This window comes from Arthrobacter oryzae (assembly GCF_031454875.1).
Lineage (GTDB): Bacteria > Actinomycetota > Actinomycetes > Actinomycetales > Micrococcaceae > Arthrobacter > Arthrobacter oryzae_D.
This window is the reverse complement of the sequence record NZ_JAVDRQ010000006.1, coordinates 351,419-373,408: the sequence shown is the minus strand read 5'-3', so window position 1 is coordinate 373,408 and position 21,990 is coordinate 351,419. Positions and strand designations below refer to the sequence as shown.

Genomic DNA, 21,990 nt, shown 5'->3' with positions numbered 1-21,990 from the left:
AGCTAAGACCCACAGCGCCGATGGTACTGCACCCGGGAGGGTGTGGGAGAGTAGGTCACCGCCGGACAACCATTAGGTCGAGAGCCTCCAAACACCGTTTGGAGGCTCTCCCACTTTAACCACCACACCACCAGCCCAGCCCGCAACCGGGGATGCTCTCTCACATCCTGCACCCTTTTGGGCAACCCTCTCTCACCACCTGCGCCGATGGCCAGGCGCCCAAGCCCCGCACCGCCGTCATACTCCGCCAAAAGTGGGAGAGCGTCCGGGATTTTCCCGCGAAAAGTGAGAGAGCGTCGTCCTGGCGGACAGCGGAGGGGGCGTCGGACGCTGAGGAGATTGCCCGACCCTTCGGCGGGGAAGCCGGGGGATCGTCCGCTGAAGGCGAAATAAGCCTTCAAAAGGCCTCAAAACCGGTGATTTACCTCAAAAAATGGCGGAAACACGCGGAATTTGCGGACCTGACCGCGGCAAGCTGGTAAGTTTTCGAACAGTGGCTTGTGCGCATGCCGTGTGCAGGCTCCAGAAATCCAAAGCGTCCAGGAGGACATTAAATGGCTAAGAACCGTAGTGAACTTGTTGCAGAGGTAGCGGGCAAGGCCGGCACCAGCCAGGCAGCCGTCAACTCCGTGCTCGATGCACTGTTCGAGGTTTTCGAGACCTCTGTCGCCGCGGGCGAAAAGATCACCATCCCGGGCTGGCTCGCAGTTGAGCGCACTGACCGTGCAGCCCGTACCGGCCGTAACCCGCAGACCGGCGAGACCATCCAGATCGCGGCCGGCCACAGCGTCAAGCTGACCGCTGGCTCCAAGCTGAAGGCTGCTGTCTCCAAGAAGTAGCATCCGGCGTCTAACGCTTAATAAGGGAGCGGCAACCTGAGGGTTGCCGCTCCCTTTGCGTTTACCTCCGTCCGGCCGCCTGTCGCGACCGGACACCGGCAGTTAGCGCGACGCCCGCTACCCGGCCAGCTTGCAGCCAGCCCTCCGATTCGCTGCGCAGGCACCCTTAGCGGACAATGGATAGGTGCCCTCAGCAGCAAAATCCCGCCCCACACTTCCGCAGCCTTCCCCCCCTCCGGGAAAGACTGGGGCAGCTGGCGGTGCCGCGGGCATTTCCACGCCTTGGCAGTTCGCCGGCGTGGCAGCGCTCCTGCTCGGCCTCGCAGCCGCCCTGCTCTTCTCCGGAGCGGCCGCCGCGCGCGAGGTGTCTGATCCCGGCGCATTGGTCCGATGGGGGCTCCCTCTCAGCAAGGCCATCCACAACGTCTCCCTGGCGACAGTGATCGGCGGTTTGATCTTCGCCGTCGGCATCCTGCCACGGAATGCCAGTGGTTCACGGTCCAAGGACACCACCACGCCCGAGCACCCGGCGTTCTCCCGGGCACTTGCGGTGGCGGCAGGTGCCGGCGCTGCGTGGACGCTGTCCGCGATTGCGGTGCTGGTGCTGACCTACACGGACGTGGCGGGCGAGGCCCTCTCCGGTGACGCCGAGTTCACCCGTGCCCTGGTCTATTTCATGACGGACATCGAGACCGGCCGAGCCTGGCTCGCGGTCACCATCGTGGCTGCCGTTGCTACCACCGCGCTGTTTGGTGTGCGCTCCCTGACCGGGCTGGCCATCACGCTTGTCCTTTCGCTGGTGGGGATGGTGCCCATTGCGCTGATCGGCCACTCGTCGAGCTCCAGCGACCATGAAGGCGCCATCAACTCCTTGGCCCTGCACCTGGTGGGCGTGTCCGCGTGGGTGGGCGGCATCATCATGCTGGCCGTCCTGTCCGGCATCCTGACCGGCGCCGGCGCCAACACGGGCGCCAAGGCCGGGGGCACGGCCGGTGGGAAGTCGGACATCACCGAGTCCACGCTCCGCCGGTTCTCCTCCCTGGCCGGATTCGCCTTCGTCCTGGTCTTTGCGTCCGGTGTCATCAATGCGAGCATCCGGATCACCAACTGGCACGATCTGTTCGGATCCGCCTATGGGCAGATGGTGCTGGCCAAGGCCGTGGCCACGCTCCTCCTGGGCGGCATCGGACTCATGCACCGCCAGTGGGTCATCCCGCAGCTCCACCGCAAGGGTTCAGCGCTATCCTCACGCCGCGTGCTGTGGCAGTTGGTTACTGCGGAACTGCTGATCATGGGCGCAACGTCCGGCATCGCCGTGGCGCTGGGACGTTCGGCGCCGCCGCAGCCCACCACCTTCGCCCCGGACGCATCTCCGGCGTTCATCCTCTCCGGCTACGAACTGCCGCCCGAGCTGACCCCGGAACGCTGGCTCACGGAATGGCGCCTGGACTGGCTGTGGATCGCCATTGCTGTCTTCGGCCTGGTCTCGTACTTCCTGGGCGTGGCAAAGGTCCTGCGCCGAGGCGACAAATGGTCCTGGTTCCGCTCCGTCAACTGGGTGATCGGCCTGCTGGTCCTCACCTACATCACGTCCGGCCCCCCGGCGGTTTACGGGCGCGTCCTGTTTTCCGCGCACATGGTGGACCATATGGCACTTACCATGGTGGCTCCCATCTTCCTGGTGCTCGGTGCACCCGTCACACTGGCGCTCCGGGCGCTTGCGGCCAGGGGCGACGGCTCACGGGGCCTGCGCGAGTGGCTGTTGCTGTTTGTGCATTCCAAGTTCTCCCAGCTGGTCACCCATCCGCTATTCGCCGCGGCCAACTTCGCAGGGTCGATCGTGCTGTTCTACTACTCTGACGCGTTCGGCTTCGCGATGCGGGACCATGTGGGCCACGAGCTCATGAACCTGCACTTCGCCCTGACCGGCTACATCTTCGTCCTGAGCATGATCGGAACGGACCCGCTGCCCCGCCGCGCGCCGTACCCGATGCGCCTGCTGCTCCTGCTGGCCACCATGGGCTTCCATGCCTTCTTCGGCGTTGCGATCATGGGTGGCACCGGACTGCTGGCTGCGGACTACTTTGGCAACCTCGGACGGGCATGGGGACCCTCCGCACTGCTCGACCAGCAAATGGGCGGCGCAGTGGCCTGGGGCATCGGTGAAGTGCCCACCTTGCTGGTAGCCATTGGCGTCGCCGTGATGTGGTCCCGCTCCGACGAACGCGAGACACGGCGGACCGACCGGGCAGCGGATCGGAATAACGACGCCGATCTCACTGCTTACAACGATATGTTTGCCAAATTGGCTGAACGCGACGCCAAGCTGGCTGAACGCAACTCAAAGCTGGAAGGACGCTGATGAGCGAAACCGTACGCACCCACCACCGGGTCCGCGCCTCCGAACTGGTGGGCCGTAACTGGCTGAACACCGGCGGGAAGTCCCTGGATCTCGAAGCCCTGCGCGGCAAGATCGTGCTCCTGGATTTCTGGACCTTCTGCTGCATCAACTGCCTGCACGTGCTTGATGAGCTGCGCCCGCTCGAAGAGAAGTACTCCGACGTCCTGGTGACCGTGGGCGTGCACTCGCCGAAGTTCGAGCACGAGGCCGATCCGGTCGCCCTCGCGGCCGCCGTGGAGCGCTACGAGATCCACCACCCGGTCCTGGACGATCCCGAGCTGGAAACCTGGAAGGCCTACACGGCCCGCGCCTGGCCCACCCTGGTGGTCATCGACCCCGAGGGCTACATCGTGGCCCACCTTTCCGGCGAAGGCCACGCTGACGGCCTGTCCGTGCTCATCCCGGAACTCATCGCCGTGCACGAGGCGAAGGGGACCCTGCACCGCGGCAACGGCCCGTACGTGGCACCTGAGCCCACATCCGGCACGCTGCGCTTCCCGGGCAAGGCCCTCTTCCTCCCGGCCGGCCGGGGCACTGCTGCCGGAAAGCCAGCCACCGGGGAACCGGACGCGAAAGCGTCCGACGCCGGCTCCTGGCTGGTCACCGACACCGGCCACCACCGCCTGGTGGAACTGCACACCGACTTCCACACGGTGCTGCGCACCTACGGCTCCGGGACCAAGGGCCACGCGGACGGCCCAGGCGCCGACGTCGACTCCGTCAGGCCCACCGCACAGTTCAACGAGCCGCAGGGCCTTGTCCTCCTGCCGGAAGACGTGGCAGCGAAGACCGGCTACGACGTCGTGATTGCCGACTCTGTCAACCACCGCCTGCGCGGGCTGTCCCTCGCGGACGGAACCGTCACCACGATCGTTGGTAGCGGCGTGCAGCGCCTGCTGGAGACCGGGCCGGCGCGGGTGGATGAGGATGCGGCCGGCTTCACCGGACGGCTCAGCGATCATCCCCTGGACGTGGCGCTGAGCTCGCCGTGGGACGTTGTGTGGTCCGCCAAGCTCAATGCCGTGGTGGTCGCCATGGCCGGTGTCCACCAGATCTTCAGCTTCGACCCGCTCTCGGGCGTCGTGTCCATCGTGGCCGGAAACGGGCTGGAGGGGCTCCTGGACGGACCTGCCCACGAAGCCTGGTTCGCCCAGTCGTCCGGCCTGGCCGAGGACGCCGACGGCAACATCTGGGTGGCTGACTCCGAGACGTCCGCGCTGCGCAAACTCGTGATCGACGACGACGGTACGGTCACCGTGGAGACCGCCGTCGGCAAGGGCCTCTTCGACTTCGGCTTCCGTGACGGACCGGCCGCGGAGGCCCGGCTGCAGCACCCGCTGGGCGTCACCGTGCTGCCCGACGGCTCCGTGGCCATCGCTGACACCTACAACGGCGCTGTCCGCCGCTACGATCCCGCCACCGGGACCGTGTCCACGCTGGCAAGGGGTCTCTCCGAGCCGTCAGACGTGATTGTTGACCACACGCACACCGTCGGCTCCGAGCCGCTGCTGGTGGTAGTAGAAGCAAACAAGCACCAGCTGATCTACGTGCCCATTCCCAAGGAAGCGCAGCAGGTGGACGAGGGCGCGGTGCAGACACACCGTCCCAAGAGCCCTGTAGCCCCCGGAAAGCTGGAGCTCACGGTCCGCTTCACGGCGCCCACGGGACAGAAGCTCGACGACCGCTGGGGGGACCCCACGCAGCTGAAGATCTCCTCCACCCCGCCCGAGTTGCTGGTGGGCGGCGGCGGAACGTCAGTGGGCCTGCAGCGGACGCTGGAGCTCTCCTCGGACGTTCCGGACGGCGTGCTGCACATTACGGCGCGCGCCGCGGCCTGCGACGGTCCCGAAACGGCCGACGGCGAGATTCCGGATCACGCAGCCTGCCACCTGTACCAGCAGGACTGGGGCATCCCGGTGGTCCTGCAGGCTGACGGTGACACCGAGCTGGTCCTGGACCTCCGCGGGATGGACTGAGGTCCCGCCTAAAAACCGTTGAAGGCTGCGGCCCGTGACCAGGCGTCACGGGCCGCAGCCTTTTGGCATTTGGTTCCCTTGTGGCTTCGGTGATTCCGCGCCAACCAGGGGGCGACGGGACCGGCCGGGAGCAATAGTTTGTTTGGCCTGACGCCTGCTGTGGCCGGAGCGGATTTCCACATACCTGTGGCTGCGTGTGTCGGGGCGCTCCTGTCGTGGGCAGGATGGCGGCATGGATGCGATGACGGCCCTGTCCGCGTGCGGTGGAGCAGCCAGGCGACCGGTTCTGGCAGGGCTCGGAGTGGACGACGCCTCGTTGCGCCGGGCTTCGAGGGCCGGAGTTGTCACTCAGCCGGCCCGGGGACTTTATGCTCTCCCGACAGCCGACCCGGCCCAGGTCGAGCTGCTCCTGCGGCGCCAGCTCCTTACCTGTGTCAGTGCCGCGCCGTTCTACGGTCTGTGGGCGCTTGATTCGCCAGGGCCGGCCCATGTGTATCACCGGCGCGGAGAAACTTCCGACGGCGGTCTGTCGCACGGCGGCCTGCTCTTGCCACCCGACGCGCACAGGCCGGTGGCAGCCCTCGGGGATGTCCTGATCCATGCCCTGCGGTGCTTGCCGCTCCGAGAGTCACTGGTGATGGTCGAATGCGCCGTGCTTCGCGGCGACATGACGGTGGAGTTCCTGCGGCGCAGGCTGCCCGGGCGCAGAAACGGCCGCGCCCGCGAGGTCCTCCAATGGGTGGACCGCGGAGCGGATTCGATGCTGGAGACCCTGGCCAGGACTTGCTTTCGGCAGGCGGGGATCGGGGTCCAAGCCCAGGTCTATATTGACGGCGTCGGCTACGTTGACCTGCTGCTGGAAGGCTGGCTGGTGATTGAACTCGACGGACGCCAGCACGGCGAGTGGGCTCAGGTGAAGAAGGACCAGCGCCGAAACAACCGGTCCGTGGTGCAGGGTTACACAGTGCTTCGCTACTACTACGCCGACGTAGTTCACAATCCTGGTCAGATGCTGGCCGAAGTCCTCACCGTGCTTGCCGGGCGTCGTGGCAAGCAGCCCTGACAGCATCGCGGCGTCACTGTGTGCAGGCTTTTGAGCGGCCGGGGCGCCCCGATCTGCGGCAATCCGGGCGGCGATGCGGCGCTGGAACGCAAGAGTCTGTGCTGCGTGACGCGGCGCAGAGACAGACGCAGCAGCGGCAGAAGGAGCCGCGGGCTGCCTAGTAGCTGAGGACCGGGGTGACCCTGATGGTGTCGCGGTCAACGTCCAGCCGGGTGGTGAAGCTGAAGTCGTGTTCGACATTCAGCGTGGTCACGGCGCCGCTGAACAGGTCCGTCTGCTGGGCCTTCAGCCGTGCCTTCCCGTCGAGCGGGGCCACCACCCAGCGGCCGCCGAAGGGCTCAATGGACACCTTCGGGTACTCGCTGATGCTCCAGTCGATGGTTCCGGGCGTCACCCGGTTGAACGTGGCGTGGTAGAACGGGCAGTCGGGCTGGAGCTTCTGCTCCTTCACGGCCTCCGCGGCACAGGTGTCCAGGAATTCCTTGACCTTGGCGCCCACGGCGTCCTTCAGCCCTTGGGTGGCTTGCGTCAGGAGGCTCAGCGGGGCGGTAGGAACGTCACGGCCGGACACGGTGGCGCGGCTGGCGGGAGCTGCGAAGTATTCGCCGTTCAGGCTGGCTTCGTACTCTCCGGGATAGAACACGGCGAAGGAATTGCGGCCGTTGGGCATGTTTACAGGCACGCCGTTGAGTGTTGCCTGGCTGGAGTTGACCACGGTGACTTCCAGGACGGGCAGTGCGGCGGGCACAAACGCCCATTTGTTGAAGAAGAGCCATTCGGTCCCGGTCCGTTCCAGCAGGAACTCGGTGCTCAGCCTGCTGCCGTCGATGGTGTACTCCATGGGCACCATGACCTGGTTTCCGGGACGCTCCTGGGTCTCGCCGAACTTCACGTTCGTCACCCGGGAAGCGGCCGTTTGCAGCGCTGTTCCGTCGAGCATGGCGGCGTCGCTTTGCGGCACGGAAGCGCGGAGGAGACCCAGCGCTTTTTCGCCTTCGCCCTTCTGCAAAGCGTCCAGATATTCGCGTACCGGCTGCTCAGGACTCGCCACTGAGGCGTTCACCAGGTTGACCGCCACCACGGCTCCGGCGATGGCAAGCATCAGGCCCAGCAGCCACCCGGCCGCGATCCTCACCAACGCTTGACTCATCTGCACGCACCTTACGTTACCTGCAAGGCGCAGGAAAGCAGGTGTGGAGGCCGTCCCTTGTGACTCCGCCCGGCTGCCGGCAGACAGCCCGACGGCGGCCTGCCGGCCTTAGCGGCGGCGCCTGGAGGACGTGCCGAAAACACCCCGCAGCAGCTCGCGGCCCAGTTGGGTTCCGAGTGAGCGGGCCATGCTTTTGAGGCCGCCGCCGAGTGCGCCGCCCAGGGCTCCGGCGAGGTCGCCCACCATTCCTCCGCCTGATTCCTGGGGGACGGGACGTGCCGTTCGCCCGGTGCTCCGCGGCCTTTCCGGTGCCGGAGCCGGCCTGCTGCTGGGCCGTCCCAGGATCTCTTCCTCGATGCGGCGGGCGTCTGCGTCAACCGCGGCCTGGTCCATGTTTCCGGCAGCGGGGCTGCCGGGTACGGGGCTATTGGGCACAAACACGCCCGTCGACGGTGTGGGCGGCTGGCCGGGAGCTGCCGCGCCGGTTGGCGCCGCACTCTTTCCGGAGATCTTCTCGTAGGCCGAAAGGTTGTCCACCGCCGTGCCGTATTTGGCGAGGAGGGCGGAACCGGCCACGGTGCTCTTGACCAGCTCATCAGCGCTCGGACCCATCACCGATTCCGGTGCCCGCAGGCGGGTCAAGGCGACCGGGGTCGGGGCGCCCTTCTCGTTCATTACCGTGATGACGGCTTCGCCGATGCCGGCCGACGTGAGCGTTTCTTCGAGGTCGTAATCGCTCACCGGGAACGTCGACACCGTGGCTTTCAGGGCCTTTGCATCCTCTGGAGTGAACGCCCTCAGCGCGTGCTGGATGCGGTTGGCCAGCTGCCCCAGGACATCGGCCGGAACGTCCTTCGGCGTCTGGGTGACGAAGAAAATGCCCACGCCTTTGGATCGGATGAGCCGGACGGTGGTGGTGATGGCCTCCAGGAACGCCTTGGAGGCGTCGCTGAACAGCAGGTGGGCCTCGTCGAGGAAGAAGACCAGCTTCGGCTTGTCCAGGTCCCCGGCTTCGGGCAGGTCCTCAAAGAGGTCCGCGAGCAGCCACATCAGGAAGGTGGAGAACACCATGGGTTTGGTCTGGAGCGTGGGCAGTTCCAGGCAGGTAATGACGCCCCGGCCGTCGGGGGCAGTACGCAGCAGTTCGGCGGTGTCGAACTCGGGTTCGCCGAAGAACGCCTCCATACCCTGGGCCTCGAGCGTCACCAGCTCCCGGAGAATGACGCCGGCGGTCGCCTTGGAGAGGCCGCCCAATGCCTCGAGCTCGTCCTTGCCCTCGTCCGAGGTGAGGAACTGGATGACGGCCCGAAGATCCTTGAGGTCGATCAGTTCCAGATTGTTCTTGTCCGCAAAGTAGAAGACGAGCTGCAGGCTGGATTCCTGGGTGTCGTTGAGTTCCATGACGCGCGAAAGCAGGATAGGGCCAAACGATGTGATGGTGGCCCGGACCGGGATGCCGTTGCCGTCCCCGCCGAGGGCCAGGAATTCCACCGGAAAAGTCTTACCCGCCCACGCCTGGCCGATGCTGTCCGTGCGCGCCTGGAGTTTCTCGCTGCCCGCGGCGGCCGTGGCCAGCCCGGAAAGATCCCCTTTGATGTCAGCCAGGAACACGGGAACTCCGGCAGTGGACAGCTGCTCGGCCATCATGTGGAGCGTGACGGTCTTGCCCGTGCCCGTGGCTCCGGCCACCAGCCCGTGCCGGTTCATCATGGCCAAGGGCAGCCGGACGGGGGCATCCTTATGCAGTTCGCCGTCCACGATCGCGGCTCCCAGCTCGATGGTGGCGCCTTCCAGGGTGTACCCCTTTTGGATGGTGGCGACTTTATCTGCAGTGGATTTGATGGCCATGCCGATAGCTTAGCCGCGCGGCTCCAGATCTTTCGTGAAAGCCAGGAATTTGATGGTCTCGGGATCCGCGGCCACGTCGAACTGCGGCTCGTACCCTGAGTTCAGGTAGAGGTGTTTCGCTTCGGGCTGGCGCGGACCGGTGGTCAGATACACCCGGCTGTAGCCGCGACGGGCTGCCAGAGCCTCAAGCTCGGCCAGTACAAACCGGGCCAGCCCGCGCCGGCGGTGTGCCGAATGTGTCCAGATCCGCTTGAATTCCGCCGTGCTTGGCCCGTGCCGGCGGAACGCCCCGCCAGCCACGGATTCGCCGTTTTCCTGGACGATGAGCAATGCACCTCCCGGTGCGGCAAATTCAGCGGCAGGGTAGCGGTTGAGCTCCTCGGCGGCCGCTCCCCGCCCAAACAGGTTCCCGTACCGGGCATCGTACTCCCGGGCGAGCTCGTCCAGCAGCGGCCGGACCCGCACATCGTGCATAGGCAGGTTGAGCACAGTCAGCGCCGAGTCCTCCACACGGGCCGGCGGGGCGGTCAGTTGTTCCATGATTGAGCCTTTCCCGAGGCGGCCGGGACAACCGCCTCGTCAACGTCACCGTGCGGCTTGAGGCCGCGGCCAACTTCACTGCGTACATTGTCACTGCGTTCAGCGTCACCCCGTTCTTCGTCGCCGCGTTCAGAGCCGCCGCGCAGATTCAATGCAAGCAAGGCAAGGATCCGCCGTGCCAGGGCATCGTTCTCCCGGAACGGAGCGGCGTTGGTTCCGGGGCGGGCAAAGGCGCCGGCGCCCCAGCCGGAGGTGTTGGGTCCGACGGCGAACAGCGTGCGGCGGGGTTCGCCCAGCGGGCTTACGAGCTCGTTGGCCCCGGACACCAGCAGCCGCCCTGTTGCATGGAGGCCGTCGGCAGTGAGAAGCGTCTGCTCACTGCCCAGCCCGGAGCTGTGCAGATAACGCAGGAGCGGATTCCCGGAGGCTGCCACGGCCGGCGCCGGCAGTCGGGCCTCGATCAGGGCCGTGGCCGGCACCCGCACGGCGCCGCCGGCTGAGCTGGCCACGAACTCTCCGGACAACTCGTCGGCGGTAATCTCCAGACCGGGCCCCATGAACTGGAGGAGGCCTGCGTGGTGGAGTGCCAGCAGCTCGCGCAACCGCTGCGGCGGAGGCCCGGAATCAACGAAGCTGAAGAAGCCGTGCCACCAGCCATGGACCGCCTGCTGCGACCGCGCGTTCAGGCGTTCGGCCGGTACCAGCCGCCCCAGTTCCATGTAGACCTTGAGCAGGGCAGTGAACAGGGCCAGTGTCTGCGAGTGGTCCGGGCTGGTCCGCAGCCGGAGGTCGTGCTCGATATAGCCGGCCACAGCGCGCTCTACGTCGTCCGGTCCGGCAGTGCCCGGCCCCGCATTGCCCAGCGCCGCAAGGGGCTGGTCCAGCTGCTCGAGGTCCAAGTGGAAAGCGGCGTCAGGCACCGACTCGAGCACCAGCCGCTCGCGCTCCGGACTGTACCAGTCCAGTGCGGCGAAGCGGTCCGCAAATTCCTCCCAGCTGATGCTCACGCGCTCCGGGTAGCCGGTGAAGAGCTCCCGGTAGTAGCCGTAGCCGGCGTCCTTGGCGATCAGGGGCCAGAGGTGGGTGTGGAAATCCAGTTCCCCGTGCTGCGCCAGCAACCCGTCCACGACGGCGGCCGTAAAGAACCGGGGGCCGGAGGCCGCGTCGCCGCGAAGGGTGGAAGAGATCTTGGAATGGTAGGGAACCCCGCGCCGCGAACCCGCCCAGAGCCGGGGTTCCGCCCCGGACGGCACATACGTCAGGCCGCCGTCGGGCGTTTCCTGGAAACGTCCGCCCCGCCCCTCCGTCAGCAGGACCACTAGGTCCACGAAAGCCAATCCCATGCCGGCGACGATCACGTCCTGGCCGGGAGCGATGGGTGAATAGTCGACGTCGGTGGTGTAACTGGGTGCCGCATAAAACCCGCCGTGCCGGGCGGCGAAGCCGGCCCGCTCGGCGGACGCCACGTCCGGCAACGAATCGGTGTGGCCCAGAGCAGAAACCACGACGTCGGCATCAACAGTGCCGCCGCCGGCCAGCCGGACGCTGTACCCGCCCGCACCGCGGGCGCTAACACCGTCGTCGTAATCGATCCGGACGGCGGTGTCCCGGTGCATCGTGACGCGGACCTCCGGACCCAGGCCGGAAACCGCCCGCCGGAAGAACCATTCCAGGTAGACGCTCTGCAGCTGGCGCGTCGGGAACGTGGCTCGGGTCAGGGCACGCAGCTGCCGTTGCAGCTCCGGGGGTAGCGGGGGCACGTCCGCGATGGTGCCGTCCGCCACTCCGGCAGCCCACTCGGCGAGCCCGGGACCATCCGCAGCCGGTCCCTCGCAGGCAACGGAGGCATCCGTGAACATGGTGATGTCCGCCGCGGCGGAGTTGAGCAGGAGGCCCGGGTGCTGGTCGTAGCGCCAGATCCTGCCCGAGCCGGGGGTGTGCGGTTCGATGATGTGAATCGCCAGCGTCCCGGCGAACAGCTCCGGCCGGTTTGCCGCCAGGCGTTCCAGGATGCCCGCTGTCCGGGGACCGCCGCCCACGAAGGCCACTGAAGGGATGGTCACTGGCACGGCTGGACTCCTGTTCGGGGCGGCGGGACGGTGGGGCCGGGCGACGTTTCAGGGTGCCCGGGGCCCTCATGCTAGGCAGCGGATCCGGCCGTGGTCGAGGGCCCGGTCACGGCCGTTCACGCCGCGTAACGGTGCGTCAACCGGCGCAAGAAATCGACTCATGACGCCGTGAGAACCCCTGTGAACCCGTGCAACATGCCGCCTTGCTGCAGGTTTCCGGCGTCCTTAGATTTGCAGCAATCCGAACAAATCAAACAACTGGAAGAAGCGAGGTGGCGCATGAGTCCAACAGCAACCCGGGCGGCGCAGTCCGCAGCGGGGCCGGCGTCCGCCGGAGCTGACGTAAGCGTCCCCAATACCGGACCGTCTGCGGAACCGGGAGGCCCCGAAGTGCCCGAAACCCGGCAGGCCGCCACCGACTACGCCGACTACCGGATGGTTCCCGCCCGGCATCCCTGGCGCTGGGTGGGCACCGCCGTCGTCGCCCTGGGCCTGGCAGCGGTGGTGTGGTCCCTGGCCACGAACCCGCGTTGGGAATGGGGAGTCGTGGCCCAGTGGTTCACCGCGCAGTCGGTGGTCAACGGGCTCCTGGAGACCCTCAAGCTCACCGCCATCTCCGGCGCGCTCGGGTTCATCCTGGGCTTCATCCTCGCCCTGATGCGGCTCTCCGCCTCCCCGCTGCTGGTTTCGGTGTCCTGGACCTTCTCATGGATCTTCCGCTCCACCCCGCTGCTGGTGCAGATGCTGCTCTGGTACAACCTGGGCTACCTCTACGAGAAGATCAGCCTGGGGATTCCCTTCACGGACGTCCGCTTCTTCGAGGTCCAGACCACCACACTGATCAGCCAGTTTGCGGCAGCAGTGCTGGGCCTGACCCTGAACCAGGCGGCATACTCCGCCGAAATCATTCGCGGCGGCATCCTGTCGGTGGACCAGGGCCAGCTGGAAGCAGCCGCAGCCCTGGGCATCCCCGCGTGGCGCCGGTCCACCCGGATCGTCCTGCCCCAGGCGATGCGGGCAATCCTTCCCACGGCCTTCAACGAGATCATCGGCCTGGTCAAGGGCACCTCCATCGTTTACGTCCTGGCCTACTCGGAGCTGTTCTACACGGTCCAGGTCATCTACAACCGCACCCAGCAGGTGCTGCCCCTGTTGCTGGTGGCCACGCTCTGGTACGTGGTGATCACCTCGGTGCTGAGCGTCTTCCAGTACTACATCGAGCGGCACTATTCGAAGGGCGCGGTGCGGACCCTCCCGCTGACGCCGCTCCAAAAGGCCCGCAGGTTCTTCGCCACCCACGCTGCCGTTACCGACAACCGAGCAAGGGGTACCCGATGAGCACCGCAACCACTGACGCCGCCCGGTCCGAAAACACCCAGGACCAAAACGCCCGCCCCGCCACTGCCGCCGCAAGGCCCGCCACCCGCGGACTCGTGGAAATCACCAAGGTCCGCAAGTCCTTCGGCCCCGCGGAAGTCCTCAAAGGCATCACCCTGACCGTGGAGCCGGCCGGCGTGGCCGTCATCGTGGGGCCCTCCGGGTCAGGCAAGTCCACCCTGCTGCGTACCATCAACCACCTGGAGAAGGTGGACGGCGGGTTCATCGCCATCGACGGCGAACTGGTGGGCTACGAGGTCCGCGGGAAGCGGCTCCACGAACTGCGCGAGAAGGACATCCTCAAGCAGCGGACCGAAATCGGCATGGTGTTCCAGAACTTCAACCTTTTCCCGCACCTCACGGCCCTGGAGAACGTCATCGAGGCCCCCGTAGTGGCGCCGCGTGCCGGCAAACCGCGCCTGTCAAAGGCCGAAGCCCGGGTGCGCGGGCTGGAACTCCTGGACCGGGTGGGCCTCAAAGACCGCGCGGGCGCCTACCCCCGCCAGCTTTCCGGAGGGCAGCAGCAGCGCGTGGCCATCGCCCGGGCACTGGCCCTGGACCCCAAGATCCTCCTCTTCGACGAACCTACGTCCGCCTTGGACCCGGAACTCGTCAACGAGGTCCTGGACGTCATCCGGGAGCTGGCAAAGTCCGGAACAACACTGATCATCGTCACCCACGAGATGGGCTTCGCCCGCGACGTGGCGGACACCGTCGTCTTCATGGACCAGGGACAGATCGTGGAACAGGGCGCACCCCTGGACATCTTCACCAACCCGCAGGAAGAACGCACCCGGAGTTTCTTCTCCAAGGTGATCGAACCCGCTTTCAACATCTAAAGGACCTCCCCATGGCACTCTCCACCTTCCGGCGCAACAGCAGCGGCCGCCCGCGCACGCTGGCGGCCCTTCCCGCCGTCGTCCTTCTCGGGACTCTGTCCGGCACCCTGGCACTGAGCGGCTGCGCCGATCCCGGGGCCGCGGCCTCCGGACAGCAGCCATCCACGACGGCGGCACGCAACGGCGTTGTCTATAACACCTCGCCGGACCAGCAGCGGATCCGGGCCGAGGAGGACGCGGCGCTCGCCGCCAAGGTCCCCGAGCTGATCGGCAAGGACGGCAAGCTCACCGTTGCCACGACGGCAGGATCCATCCCGCTGTCCTTCCACGCCACTGACGACAAGACGCCCATCGGCTCCGAACTGGACATTGCGCAGCTCGTGGCGGACAAGCTGGGCCTGGAGCTGGACGTACAGGTCACCTCCTGGGAGAACTGGCCGCTGAAAACCCAGTCCGGCGACTTCGAGGCTGTGTTCTCCAATGTGGGCATCAACGCCGCGCGTGTGAAGCTGTTCGACTTCGCCAGTTACCGGGCCGCGTACATGGGTTTCGAGGCCAAGAAGAGCTCCTCCTACGACATCAAGGGTGCCGACGACATCTCCGGCCTGAAGATCTCCGTGGGTTCCGGGACAAACCAGGAAAAGATCCTGCTGGCGTGGAACAAGGAACTGGAGGGCAAGGGCAAGGCACCGGCAGTGCTCCAGTACTACTCGTCGGACGCTGACACCATCCTGGCGCTGTCCTCGGGACGCACCGACCTGAACATCGCACCCTACCCCTCTACCGTGTACCGGGAGAACACGCGCGATGACCTGAAGATCGTGGGCAAGGTCAACGCCGGCTGGCCGTCCGAGACGCTCGTGGCCGCCACGTCGCTCAAGGGCAACGGGCTGGCACCGGTCATTTCCGAGGCGCTGAACTCCGCCATCGAGGACGGCTCCTACGGCAAGGTGCTGGAACGCTGGGGCCTGTCCGAGGAAGCCCTGCCGGAATCCAAGACGGTGACTGAAGCAAACTTCGGCACAGCACAGGCAGGGAAAACACAGTGAAATTCCAGGTCCTCGACATTGTCCCGCATCTGAAGAACCCGGTCACAGGGGCGATCGTCTCCACGGCGGACCGGCTTAACCAGGTCGTGGAGACCGCGCAGCGAGCGGAAGAGTTGGGGTACGACAGCTTCTCCGTTGGCGAGCGGCATGCCGGCGAGTTCATCTCCTCCTCGCCCACCACCGTTCTGGCAGCCATCGCGGCCGTTACCAGCAAAATACGCCTGCAGAGCGGCGTAACGGTCCTGGCCGTCCTGGACCCCGTGCGGGTGGCCGAGGACTACGCCACCATCGACCAGTTGAGCCGGGGACGCTTGGAACTGGTGATCGGCAAAGGCAACGAAGTGCTGCAGTACCCGCTGTTCGGCTTGGACCTCGGTGACCAGTGGGAGCTTCTGGCCGAAAAGTACGGGCTGCTGCGGCGATTGTGGCGGGAGGAGAACGTCATATGGTCCGGCCGGTTCCGCAGCCCGCTGACCGAGCCAGCCACCACCACCCCGCGGCCGTACGCCGGCGCACCCCGCGTCTGGCACGGCTCAGCCACCACCCTGACCTCTGCCGCGCTCGCGGCCGAGTGGGGCGACCCGCTGTTCACGGCCAACGCCATCCAGCCGCGGGAAAACTACCAGGTGCTGATCGAACATTATCGCGAGGAGTATGAACGGCACGGGCACGATCCGCGGCATCAGTACCTCGGGTCGGGCAGCGGCGCGGGCGGTTTGTTCATTGCCGGCACCACGCAGGAGGCGAAACGCCAGTTCGGTCCGGTGTACGAGGCGCTGACGGCGGGCAGGAACGTGCCGGGCAACAACTCACCATTCCGGGACATCGACCATGCTGTAGCGGAGGGACCCGCGCTGGTGGGCAGCCCGGAGCAGGTGATCGACAAGATCCTCCGTTACCACGAGCTGTACGGCCACGACCTCCAGTCCATCTCGCTGCCCACCACCCTGCCGTTCCAACAGCAGCTCGAGATCCTCGAACGGTTCGCCCTCGAGGTCATCCCCGTGGTCCGCGCGGCGGCGCCCACCACGCTGTGGGAAGCCGGGGATCCATTCGGCGGCCGTCCGGAGTCTGCCGGAGCCACCGAACCCGACGCCGCCGCCAGCGTCAGCGCCGACCACGACAACTACAGGAGCGACCTTGCCCACCTCTACGCACACTGAAACTTCGTTCGCCGCGGCCTGGGCCGAGTGGCACGACGACCACGAACGCCGCCGCGCGGACCCGCACGGCTTCCTGGCCGTTACGCACCTGCACTGGCTGGGCGCCGAACCCGCACGGCTGGACGGCGCTCCCGGCACCTGGCGCGTGGAGGACGACGCCGTCCGCCTGGTTCTGGGGCCGGGCGAAAGCCTGCAGCAGGACGGCAGGGAACTGAACCACGACGGCGGCGGCGCCACTGTCGTTTTCGGGCCCTTCGCGGAACGCGGGGGCGTCAACCTCGCGGCGGGGGACACCGTCGTTGAACTCGCCAAACGCGGCGGTGAATACATCGTCCGGCCGCGCCACCCCCGCAACCCGCTGCTCCGGGAATACCGCGGCACGCCAGCTTACGCTCCCGACCCGGCGTTCGCCGTCGAAGGCACGTTCGTGCCGTTCGCCGAGCCGCGCGCCACGACGGTGGGCGCCGCCGTCGAAGGCATCCAGCACGTGTACGAGGCCCCGGGCGAAGTCAGGTTCCGGCTGGGAGGCCGCGAGCTGGCCCTGACCGCGTTCAACGGCCACGCTCCGGGAAGCCTGTCGGTGCTGTTCACCGACCAGACGTCCGGCAAGACAACGTACGCGGCCAACCGCTCGCTGACCATTGCGGCGCCGGGGCCGGACGGCAGCGTCATCCTGGACTTCAACCGGGCAGTGAACCTGCCGTGCGCTTACACCGACCTGGCGACGTGCCCGCTGCCGCCCGCCGAGAACCGCCTGCCCGTGCCGGTCGAAGCCGGAGAGAAGACCCCCACCGAACGTCAGGACGCATGATGAGCAACGTACCCAAAGCTCCCGCAGGCTGGGGCTTCCTGGCACTGGAACTTGACGGCGCCACAGCCGGCACAGCCGCAAGCGGCGCAGCCGGCGGCCCGGCGCTCGCCGCTGCCGCGCTGGCCGCCGAGTCAGCCGGTTTCCACGCGGTGACCTTCCGCGACTCCCCGGAGGCAGGGCGCCTCAACGCCCTGCAGCGCGCCGCCTTTGCAGGCCCCCTGACCCGGTCGATCGCCCTGATCCCGGAGGTGGACACGGCCTACACCGAACCGTTCCATGTCTCCACCCAGCTGGCCAGCCTGGACTACGTCAGCGGCGGCCGGGCCGGCTGGATTGCCACCGCGGAAGACGACCCTGCCGCGGCAGCCGCCGTCGGACGCCGCTACGTCACAGGGGAAGAACTCGCTCGGGAGGCCGCCGCCTCCATCGAGGTGAGCCGCAGGCTATGGGATTCCTGGGAGGACGATGCCGTAATCCGAGACGTCGCCAGCGGCCGCTACCTCGACGCCGGGAAGCTGCACTATGCGGACTTCGACGGCCCCGGCTACTCGGTCAAAGGCCCGTCCATCATTCCGCGCCCCCTGCAGGGCCAGTTGCCGGTGTTCGTGCCGGCGGGCCTGGCCGGGGAGGACCTGGTTGAGCCGACCGCCGTGGACGCCGTCCTGGTCTCGGCGCCCACGCCCGAGCTGCTCGCGGACGAGGTCCGCGAGGTCAGGGAGCGGCTGGGCGGCCGGGCCCCCGCCGTCGTGGTGGAGCTCGACGTCGTGCTGGACGCCCGCGGCCAGAGCGCCGCCCAGCGGCTGGCGGGAGTGGAAACTGACAATGCAGCTCTATCCGGCACCGGTCCGGCCCGCTTCGCCGGGTCACCCGCTGCGCTGGCTGACCTGCTCACGGACCTGCTGGAAATTGCCGACGGCGTCCGCCTTCATCCCGCCGGATTTGACGTTGACCTCGAAGAACTCTCCCGCCTGGTTCTGCCGGAACTCCGCCGCCGCGGAGTCCTGGCCCCGGCGCCCCGGGACGGCACCTTGAGGGACCTGCTGGGCCTGGAACGGCCGGCCAGCCGCTACGCCACAACCGCCGTCGGAAATTGAGGGATAACCATGACTCAGCACACCCGTGCTAAATACCAGCCGAGCGGCCAGCTCCAGTTCGGTATCTTCTTTCAGGGCGTCAATTCAGGAACCGTCTGGAAGGCCGCCGATTCCGGTTCCCAGACGGACTTCGAATCGTTCCGTCGCATCGCCCAGACGGCGGAGCGCGGCCTCTTCGCCGCCTTCTTCCTGGGCGAAGGGCTGCGGCTCCGCGAGCACCTGGGCCGCCCGCATGAGCTGGACGTTGCCGGCCGCCCGGACGCCCAGACCATGCTCGCCGCACTGGCCTCGGTGACGTCCAACATCGGACTCGTCGCGACCCAGAACACCACTTACAACGATCCCGCGGACCTTGCGCACAGGCTGGCCTCGCTGGACCTGCTCTCCGGCGGCCGCGCGGCCTGGAACATCGTGACCACGGACAACGCCTGGACCGGCGCAAACTTCCGCCGCGGCGGCTACCTGGACCACGCCGACCGCTACACGCATGCCGAGGCCTTTGTGGAGACGGCCAAGCGGATCTGGGATGCGCATGATCCCGTCTCCCGGCAGTGTCGGCGGGTGGTTACCGAAGGGCAGCACTACACCGTGGACGTCACACCGCGCCTGCCCCGCAGCGCCCAGTACCGGCCCGTGCTGTTCCAGGCCGGCGACTCGCCGGAGGGACGCGACTTCGCCGCCCGGCAGGCTGACGTCATCTTCTCGGCGCACCCCAAGTTCGATGATGCCCTGACGTTCCGAAGCGACATCGTGGAACGGACACTGAAGGCAGGCCGCAACGCCAATGACGTAAAGATCATGCCGGCCAGCGAGTTCATCCTGGCTGCCACGTCCCAAGAGGCCCTGGAGAAGAAGGCGTGGGTCCGCAGCCTCCAGATCGGACCCCAGCAGGCCATCGCCTACCTCGAACAGTTCTGGGGCCGGGAACTTGGCGAATACGATCCGGATGGTCCGCTTCCGGAGATCGATCCGGTAGTGGAGGAAACCTCCGAGACCCGGGGGAGCGGCTTCCACGGCGCCAAGGCGCGGCAGCTGGCGGACCAGTGGCGGGCCGAAGCCAAGGAGAAGGGACTGTCCATTCGCCAGTTCGTCTCTGCCAAGACCAGCCGCGTGGACGCCACTTTCAACGGGTCCTATGCGGAGGTGGCGGACCGGCTGGTGGAGTACGCCCGCACCGGCGCCGTGGACGGCTTCAACATCTCGCCGTGGCTGATCCCTACCGGCCTGGATGACATCGTCAACCACCTGGTGCCGGCACTGCAGGAACGCGGCTGCTACCCCACGGAGTATGCCGGCAGCACGCTGCGCGAAAACCTGGGGCTTGCCACCCCGGAGCGCCCCGTAGCGGAGTCCGCTGATGTGGCGGATGCGGATGCCGCCCCCTCCTCCGCAAAGTCGGAAGCGAGGGTTTAAGCCGGTGGGTGAGGAGGTGTCCGGCACAGAAGTGGGAGATGTTGACGAGGCGTCAGCGGTGGACACTGTGAAACTGCAGCTGACTGTCTGGCAACAGTATCTCTAGAGGAACCACGCTCGCCCACCAGGCCTTGCTTGGGCTGGCCCATCGGGTCACGCTTGGGCTGGCCCATCGGGTCACGCTTGGGCTCGCCCACCGGACCGTGTCCGATGCAGGAGAATTCCCCGCCGGACCATCCGGCGGGGAACTCCTTTAGGTTGTTACGCCTTGGGCGCCTGGGAGATCCGGACCATGTTGCCGGACGGATCGCGGAAGGCGCAGTCGCGCGGACCCCAGGGCTGGTCGATGGGTTCCTGCATTACTTCGGCGCCGGACGCACGGACTTTCTCGAACGTTGCGTCCAGATCGTCGGTGCGGAAAACGAGCATTGGCAGGACGCCCTTGGTGAGCAGTTCCTGCATCATGTCCCCGTCCTCCTGGGAGCGGCCCGCATGCGGCTCGGAGAGCACGATCTCAAGGTCCGGCTGGGCGGCGCTGCCGAGCGTCACCCAGTGAAACCCGCCGGAGGCAACGTCGTTGCGCACCTCGAGGCCGAGGGCGTCGCGGTAGAAGGTGAGGGCCTTGTCGGTGTCGTTGACTGTGATGTTGCAGTACTGGAGTGAAATGTTCATGCAACAACGCTATTCGGCGGGCGTGAGTACCGCTTCTTGAATCCTGCTCGCTTGGGGAGCGTCAGCGGTCCCCGCTTCAGTCCCGGAGCCGGCCCCGGCGCTGTGCCGCGTGGGCCGCGTCCGGATCTTCGCCACGCAGGCGGGCATGGCCTCCACCGCGCTGTGCTCGCGGCCCCTGTACGCGCTGGGGGTTTCTCCCACGATTTCGGTGAAGCGTGAACTGAAAGACCCCAGCGACGTACAGCCCACGGCCATGCAGGCATCGGTCACGCCCATGCCGCCGCGGAGCAGTGCCATGGCCCGCTCGATCCTGCGCGTCATCAGGTAGCTGTAGGGCGTCTCGCCATAGGCGGCCCGGAACTGCCGCGAAAAATGCGCCGGTGACATCAGTGCCTTACGGGCCATGGTGGGCACGTCCAAGGCGTGGGCGAAGTCCCTGTCGATCAGGTCCCGCGCCCGGCGCAGGTGCGCCAGGTTGGCGAGCTCTTGCGGGGTCATGTCATGAGCGTACGCCGCAGTCCCGGCGTTTGCCACGGTGATGCACAACGGCTCCGCCGACTGCTGCCTACGTCTTGGGCAGGCCCGCGGGGTTCAGTTCCGACTTCCGAACGGCCTCCGCAGTGAGGCCCCAGCGGTCCAGGATCCTGGCGTAACTGCCGTCTTCGATCAGGTGGTTGAGCCCTGCCTGGGCTGCGGCCGCGAAGCCGTTGCCCTTCTTGGTGGTGGCGGCGATGCTCGCCTTCAAGGGCCAGCCGCCGTCCACCAGGCCCACCAGCTTGGTCTTCGCATCGGAGGCCGCCTTGAACGCCGCCGTGGCGTTCGGCCCGAACGTCAGGTCGGCGCGTCCGGACTGCAGGGCGAGCGAGGAGGCGGAGTCGTCGTCGTAATACTGGAACTCAACCGGGGCCAGGCCGTTCTTCTTGTTCTCCTCATCCCAGCGCAGGAGGATGGATTCCTGGTTGGTTCCGGACCCCACAATCACACGCTTGCCCGCAACATCCGGGGCTGATTCCACCTTGGTGAGGGAGCTGTCGGCCTTGGCGTAGAACCCCAGCTTGTCGTCCCGGTAGCTGGCGAAATCGAACTTGAGCTTCCGTTCCTCGGTCACCGTGACATTGGACAGCACGGCCTCGTACTTCCCGGACTCCACCCCGAGGGGCCAGTCGGCCCAGGCGGTGGGAACGATGTCCGCTTCGAGGCCCAGCGTCTGGGCCAGGGCGACGGCGATATCCACTTCGTTGCCCACCGGGGTCTTGTTGTCCGTGGCGTAGACGGCCAGCGGGGCAGCGAAAGGGCTGACGGCCACCGTCAGCTTGCCGTCCTTCCTGATGGATTCCGGCACCAGCGCCGCTGCTGCCGGGTCCACGTCTGCCGCAACGCGGTCCTGCTCCGGCGAGAGGTTGAACTGCTTGACACCGGTGGCGGACGACGCCGGAGCGGAGCCCGCCGCAGCCGGAGCGCCGGGGTCGGAGCACGCCGCCAGGCCCAGCAAAGTGGTGGCGGCCAGCGCCGCAGTGACGCCGGGCTTGAGTGAAAAACGGGCCATGGTTTCCCCTTGGAAGTATCGGATCTGCTTGTGCTTGCAACTATCCGGCAGGGCGAAAACCCGGTCAAAGCACGTGGCAACCGGGCGATACAGGAGGTAATCGGGGTTAATCGGACGTCCGCTGGCGTCACGGAACCGGA

General features: G+C 66.9%; 18 protein-coding genes. 11 read left to right on the top strand and 7 right to left on the bottom strand.

All coding sequences use genetic code 11. The features are described from left to right. Positions 1–554 precede the first annotated feature (554 nt). From J2805_RS13545 to J2805_RS13530, 4 genes are all read left to right on the top strand, one after another. A complete protein-coding gene (locus J2805_RS13545; RefSeq protein ID WP_011693739.1) occupies positions 555–839 on the top strand; it encodes an HU family DNA-binding protein in 285 nt (94 codons plus the stop codon). Positions 840–1,023: 184 nt separating this feature from the next. Continuing rightward, the gene (locus J2805_RS13540) at positions 1,024–3,201 is read left to right on the top strand and encodes a bifunctional copper resistance protein CopD/cytochrome c oxidase assembly protein (RefSeq protein WP_396134341.1); all 2,178 of its coding nucleotides are present in this window, start codon (positions 1,024–1,026) and stop codon (positions 3,199–3,201) included. Then, complete coding sequence (locus J2805_RS13535) at positions 3,201–5,216, top strand: NHL domain-containing thioredoxin family protein (RefSeq protein WP_309976988.1); 2,016 nt, start codon at positions 3,201–3,203, stop codon at positions 5,214–5,216. The genes J2805_RS13540 and J2805_RS13535 overlap by 1 nt, the downstream gene beginning before the upstream one ends. A gap of 232 nt (positions 5,217–5,448) precedes the next feature. Continuing rightward, positions 5,449–6,279, top strand: coding sequence for a DUF559 domain-containing protein (locus tag J2805_RS13530; RefSeq protein ID WP_309976987.1), 831 nt, complete (start codon positions 5,449–5,451; stop codon positions 6,277–6,279). Between the two features lie 157 nt (positions 6,280–6,436). Here J2805_RS13530 and J2805_RS13525 read toward each other — a convergent pair whose 3' ends face one another. The 4 genes from J2805_RS13525 to J2805_RS13510 form a co-directional block, all read right to left on the bottom strand. Then, positions 6,437–7,429: a hypothetical protein gene (locus J2805_RS13525; protein WP_309976985.1), complete on the bottom strand. Its 993-nt coding sequence runs from the start codon at positions 7,427–7,429 to the stop codon at positions 6,437–6,439. A gap of 108 nt (positions 7,430–7,537) precedes the next feature. After that, on the bottom strand, positions 7,538–9,277 hold the full coding sequence (locus J2805_RS13520; RefSeq protein ID WP_309976983.1) for a helicase HerA-like domain-containing protein: 1,740 nt from the start codon (positions 9,275–9,277) through the stop codon (positions 7,538–7,540). Between the two features lie 9 nt (positions 9,278–9,286). Continuing rightward, positions 9,287–9,817: a GNAT family N-acetyltransferase gene (locus tag J2805_RS13515; protein WP_309976981.1), complete on the bottom strand. Its 531-nt coding sequence runs from the start codon at positions 9,815–9,817 to the stop codon at positions 9,287–9,289. Next, entirely contained in the window at positions 9,805–11,886 is a 2,082-nt protein-coding gene (locus tag J2805_RS13510) for an FAD/NAD(P)-binding protein (RefSeq protein ID WP_309976979.1), read from the bottom strand. The genes J2805_RS13515 and J2805_RS13510 overlap by 13 nt, the downstream gene beginning before the upstream one ends. A 279-nt stretch (positions 11,887–12,165) precedes the next feature. On the opposite strand from J2805_RS13510, the gene J2805_RS13505 reads away from it, so the two are divergent. Genes J2805_RS13505 through J2805_RS13475 form a run of 7 tightly spaced genes read left to right on the top strand, consistent with a single transcriptional unit; the run spans position 12,166 to position 19,632 of the window. Continuing rightward, positions 12,166–13,224: an amino acid ABC transporter permease gene (locus tag J2805_RS13505; RefSeq protein WP_309976977.1), complete on the top strand. Its 1,059-nt coding sequence runs from the start codon at positions 12,166–12,168 to the stop codon at positions 13,222–13,224. Beyond that, a complete protein-coding gene (locus J2805_RS13500) occupies positions 13,221–14,102 on the top strand; it encodes an amino acid ABC transporter ATP-binding protein (RefSeq protein ID WP_309976975.1) in 882 nt (293 codons plus the stop codon). Before J2805_RS13505 ends, J2805_RS13500 begins: the two co-directional genes overlap by 4 nt. An 11-nt stretch (positions 14,103–14,113) precedes the next feature. Further along, positions 14,114–15,151, top strand: coding sequence for a transporter substrate-binding domain-containing protein (locus J2805_RS13495; RefSeq protein ID WP_309976973.1), 1,038 nt, complete (start codon positions 14,114–14,116; stop codon positions 15,149–15,151). Continuing rightward, on the top strand, positions 15,148–16,314 hold the full coding sequence (locus J2805_RS13490; RefSeq protein WP_309976971.1) for an LLM class flavin-dependent oxidoreductase: 1,167 nt from the start codon (positions 15,148–15,150) through the stop codon (positions 16,312–16,314). The genes J2805_RS13495 and J2805_RS13490 overlap by 4 nt, the downstream gene beginning before the upstream one ends. Continuing rightward, complete coding sequence (locus J2805_RS13485) at positions 16,292–17,125, top strand: DUF1684 domain-containing protein (RefSeq protein WP_309976969.1); 834 nt, start codon at positions 16,292–16,294, stop codon at positions 17,123–17,125. The genes J2805_RS13490 and J2805_RS13485 overlap by 23 nt, the downstream gene beginning before the upstream one ends. Continuing rightward, complete coding sequence (locus tag J2805_RS13480) at positions 17,125–18,219, top strand: LLM class flavin-dependent oxidoreductase (RefSeq protein ID WP_309976967.1); 1,095 nt, start codon at positions 17,125–17,127, stop codon at positions 18,217–18,219. The genes J2805_RS13485 and J2805_RS13480 overlap by 1 nt, the downstream gene beginning before the upstream one ends. Positions 18,220–18,228: 9 nt before the next feature. Next, positions 18,229–19,632 (top strand): NtaA/DmoA family FMN-dependent monooxygenase, encoded by a 1,404-nt coding sequence (locus J2805_RS13475; protein WP_309976965.1) that lies wholly within the window; start codon positions 18,229–18,231, stop codon positions 19,630–19,632. Between the two features lie 261 nt (positions 19,633–19,893). Here the strand turns inward: J2805_RS13475 and J2805_RS13470 are convergent, their stop codons facing one another. The 3 genes from J2805_RS13470 to J2805_RS13460 form a co-directional block, all read right to left on the bottom strand. Continuing rightward, positions 19,894–20,304, bottom strand: coding sequence for a VOC family protein (locus J2805_RS13470; protein ID WP_309976963.1), 411 nt, complete (start codon positions 20,302–20,304; stop codon positions 19,894–19,896). Between the two features lie 9 nt (positions 20,305–20,313). Further along, positions 20,314–20,802 (bottom strand): helix-turn-helix transcriptional regulator, encoded by a 489-nt coding sequence (locus J2805_RS13465; protein ID WP_309976961.1) that lies wholly within the window; start codon positions 20,800–20,802, stop codon positions 20,314–20,316. Between the two features lie 67 nt (positions 20,803–20,869). Further along, on the bottom strand, positions 20,870–21,850 hold the full coding sequence (locus J2805_RS13460) for an ABC transporter substrate-binding protein (RefSeq protein ID WP_309976959.1): 981 nt from the start codon (positions 21,848–21,850) through the stop codon (positions 20,870–20,872). Positions 21,851–21,990: the final 140 nt, after the last annotated feature.

Excerpts from the sequence above, each read along its gene's own strand:
- J2805_RS13480 (WP_309976967.1), top strand. The coding sequence starts at position 17,125 with ATGAGCAACGTACCCAAAGCTCCCGCAGGCTGGGGCTTCCTGGCACTG.
- J2805_RS13470 (WP_309976963.1), bottom strand. The coding sequence starts at position 20,304 with ATGAACATTTCACTCCAGTACTGCAACATCACAGTCAACGACACCGAC.
- J2805_RS13525 (WP_309976985.1), bottom strand. The coding sequence starts at position 7,429 with ATGAGTCAAGCGTTGGTGAGGATCGCGGCCGGGTGGCTGCTGGGCCTG.
- J2805_RS13505 (WP_309976977.1), top strand. The coding sequence starts at position 12,166 with ATGAGTCCAACAGCAACCCGGGCGGCGCAGTCCGCAGCGGGGCCGGCG.
- J2805_RS13475 (WP_309976965.1), top strand. The coding sequence starts at position 18,229 with ATGACTCAGCACACCCGTGCTAAATACCAGCCGAGCGGCCAGCTCCAG.
- J2805_RS13545 (WP_011693739.1), top strand. The coding sequence starts at position 555 with ATGGCTAAGAACCGTAGTGAACTTGTTGCAGAGGTAGCGGGCAAGGCC.
- J2805_RS13515 (WP_309976981.1), bottom strand. The coding sequence starts at position 9,817 with ATGGAACAACTGACCGCCCCGCCGGCCCGTGTGGAGGACTCGGCGCTG.
- J2805_RS13500 (WP_309976975.1), top strand. The coding sequence starts at position 13,221 with ATGAGCACCGCAACCACTGACGCCGCCCGGTCCGAAAACACCCAGGAC.
- J2805_RS13460 (WP_309976959.1), bottom strand. The coding sequence starts at position 21,850 with ATGGCCCGTTTTTCACTCAAGCCCGGCGTCACTGCGGCGCTGGCCGCC.
- J2805_RS13520 (WP_309976983.1), bottom strand. The coding sequence starts at position 9,277 with ATGGCCATCAAATCCACTGCAGATAAAGTCGCCACCATCCAAAAGGGG.
- J2805_RS13530 (WP_309976987.1), top strand. The coding sequence starts at position 5,449 with ATGGATGCGATGACGGCCCTGTCCGCGTGCGGTGGAGCAGCCAGGCGA.
- J2805_RS13465 (WP_309976961.1), bottom strand. The coding sequence starts at position 20,802 with ATGACCCCGCAAGAGCTCGCCAACCTGGCGCACCTGCGCCGGGCGCGG.
- J2805_RS13535 (WP_309976988.1), top strand. The coding sequence starts at position 3,201 with ATGAGCGAAACCGTACGCACCCACCACCGGGTCCGCGCCTCCGAACTG.
- J2805_RS13495 (WP_309976973.1), top strand. The coding sequence starts at position 14,114 with ATGGCACTCTCCACCTTCCGGCGCAACAGCAGCGGCCGCCCGCGCACG.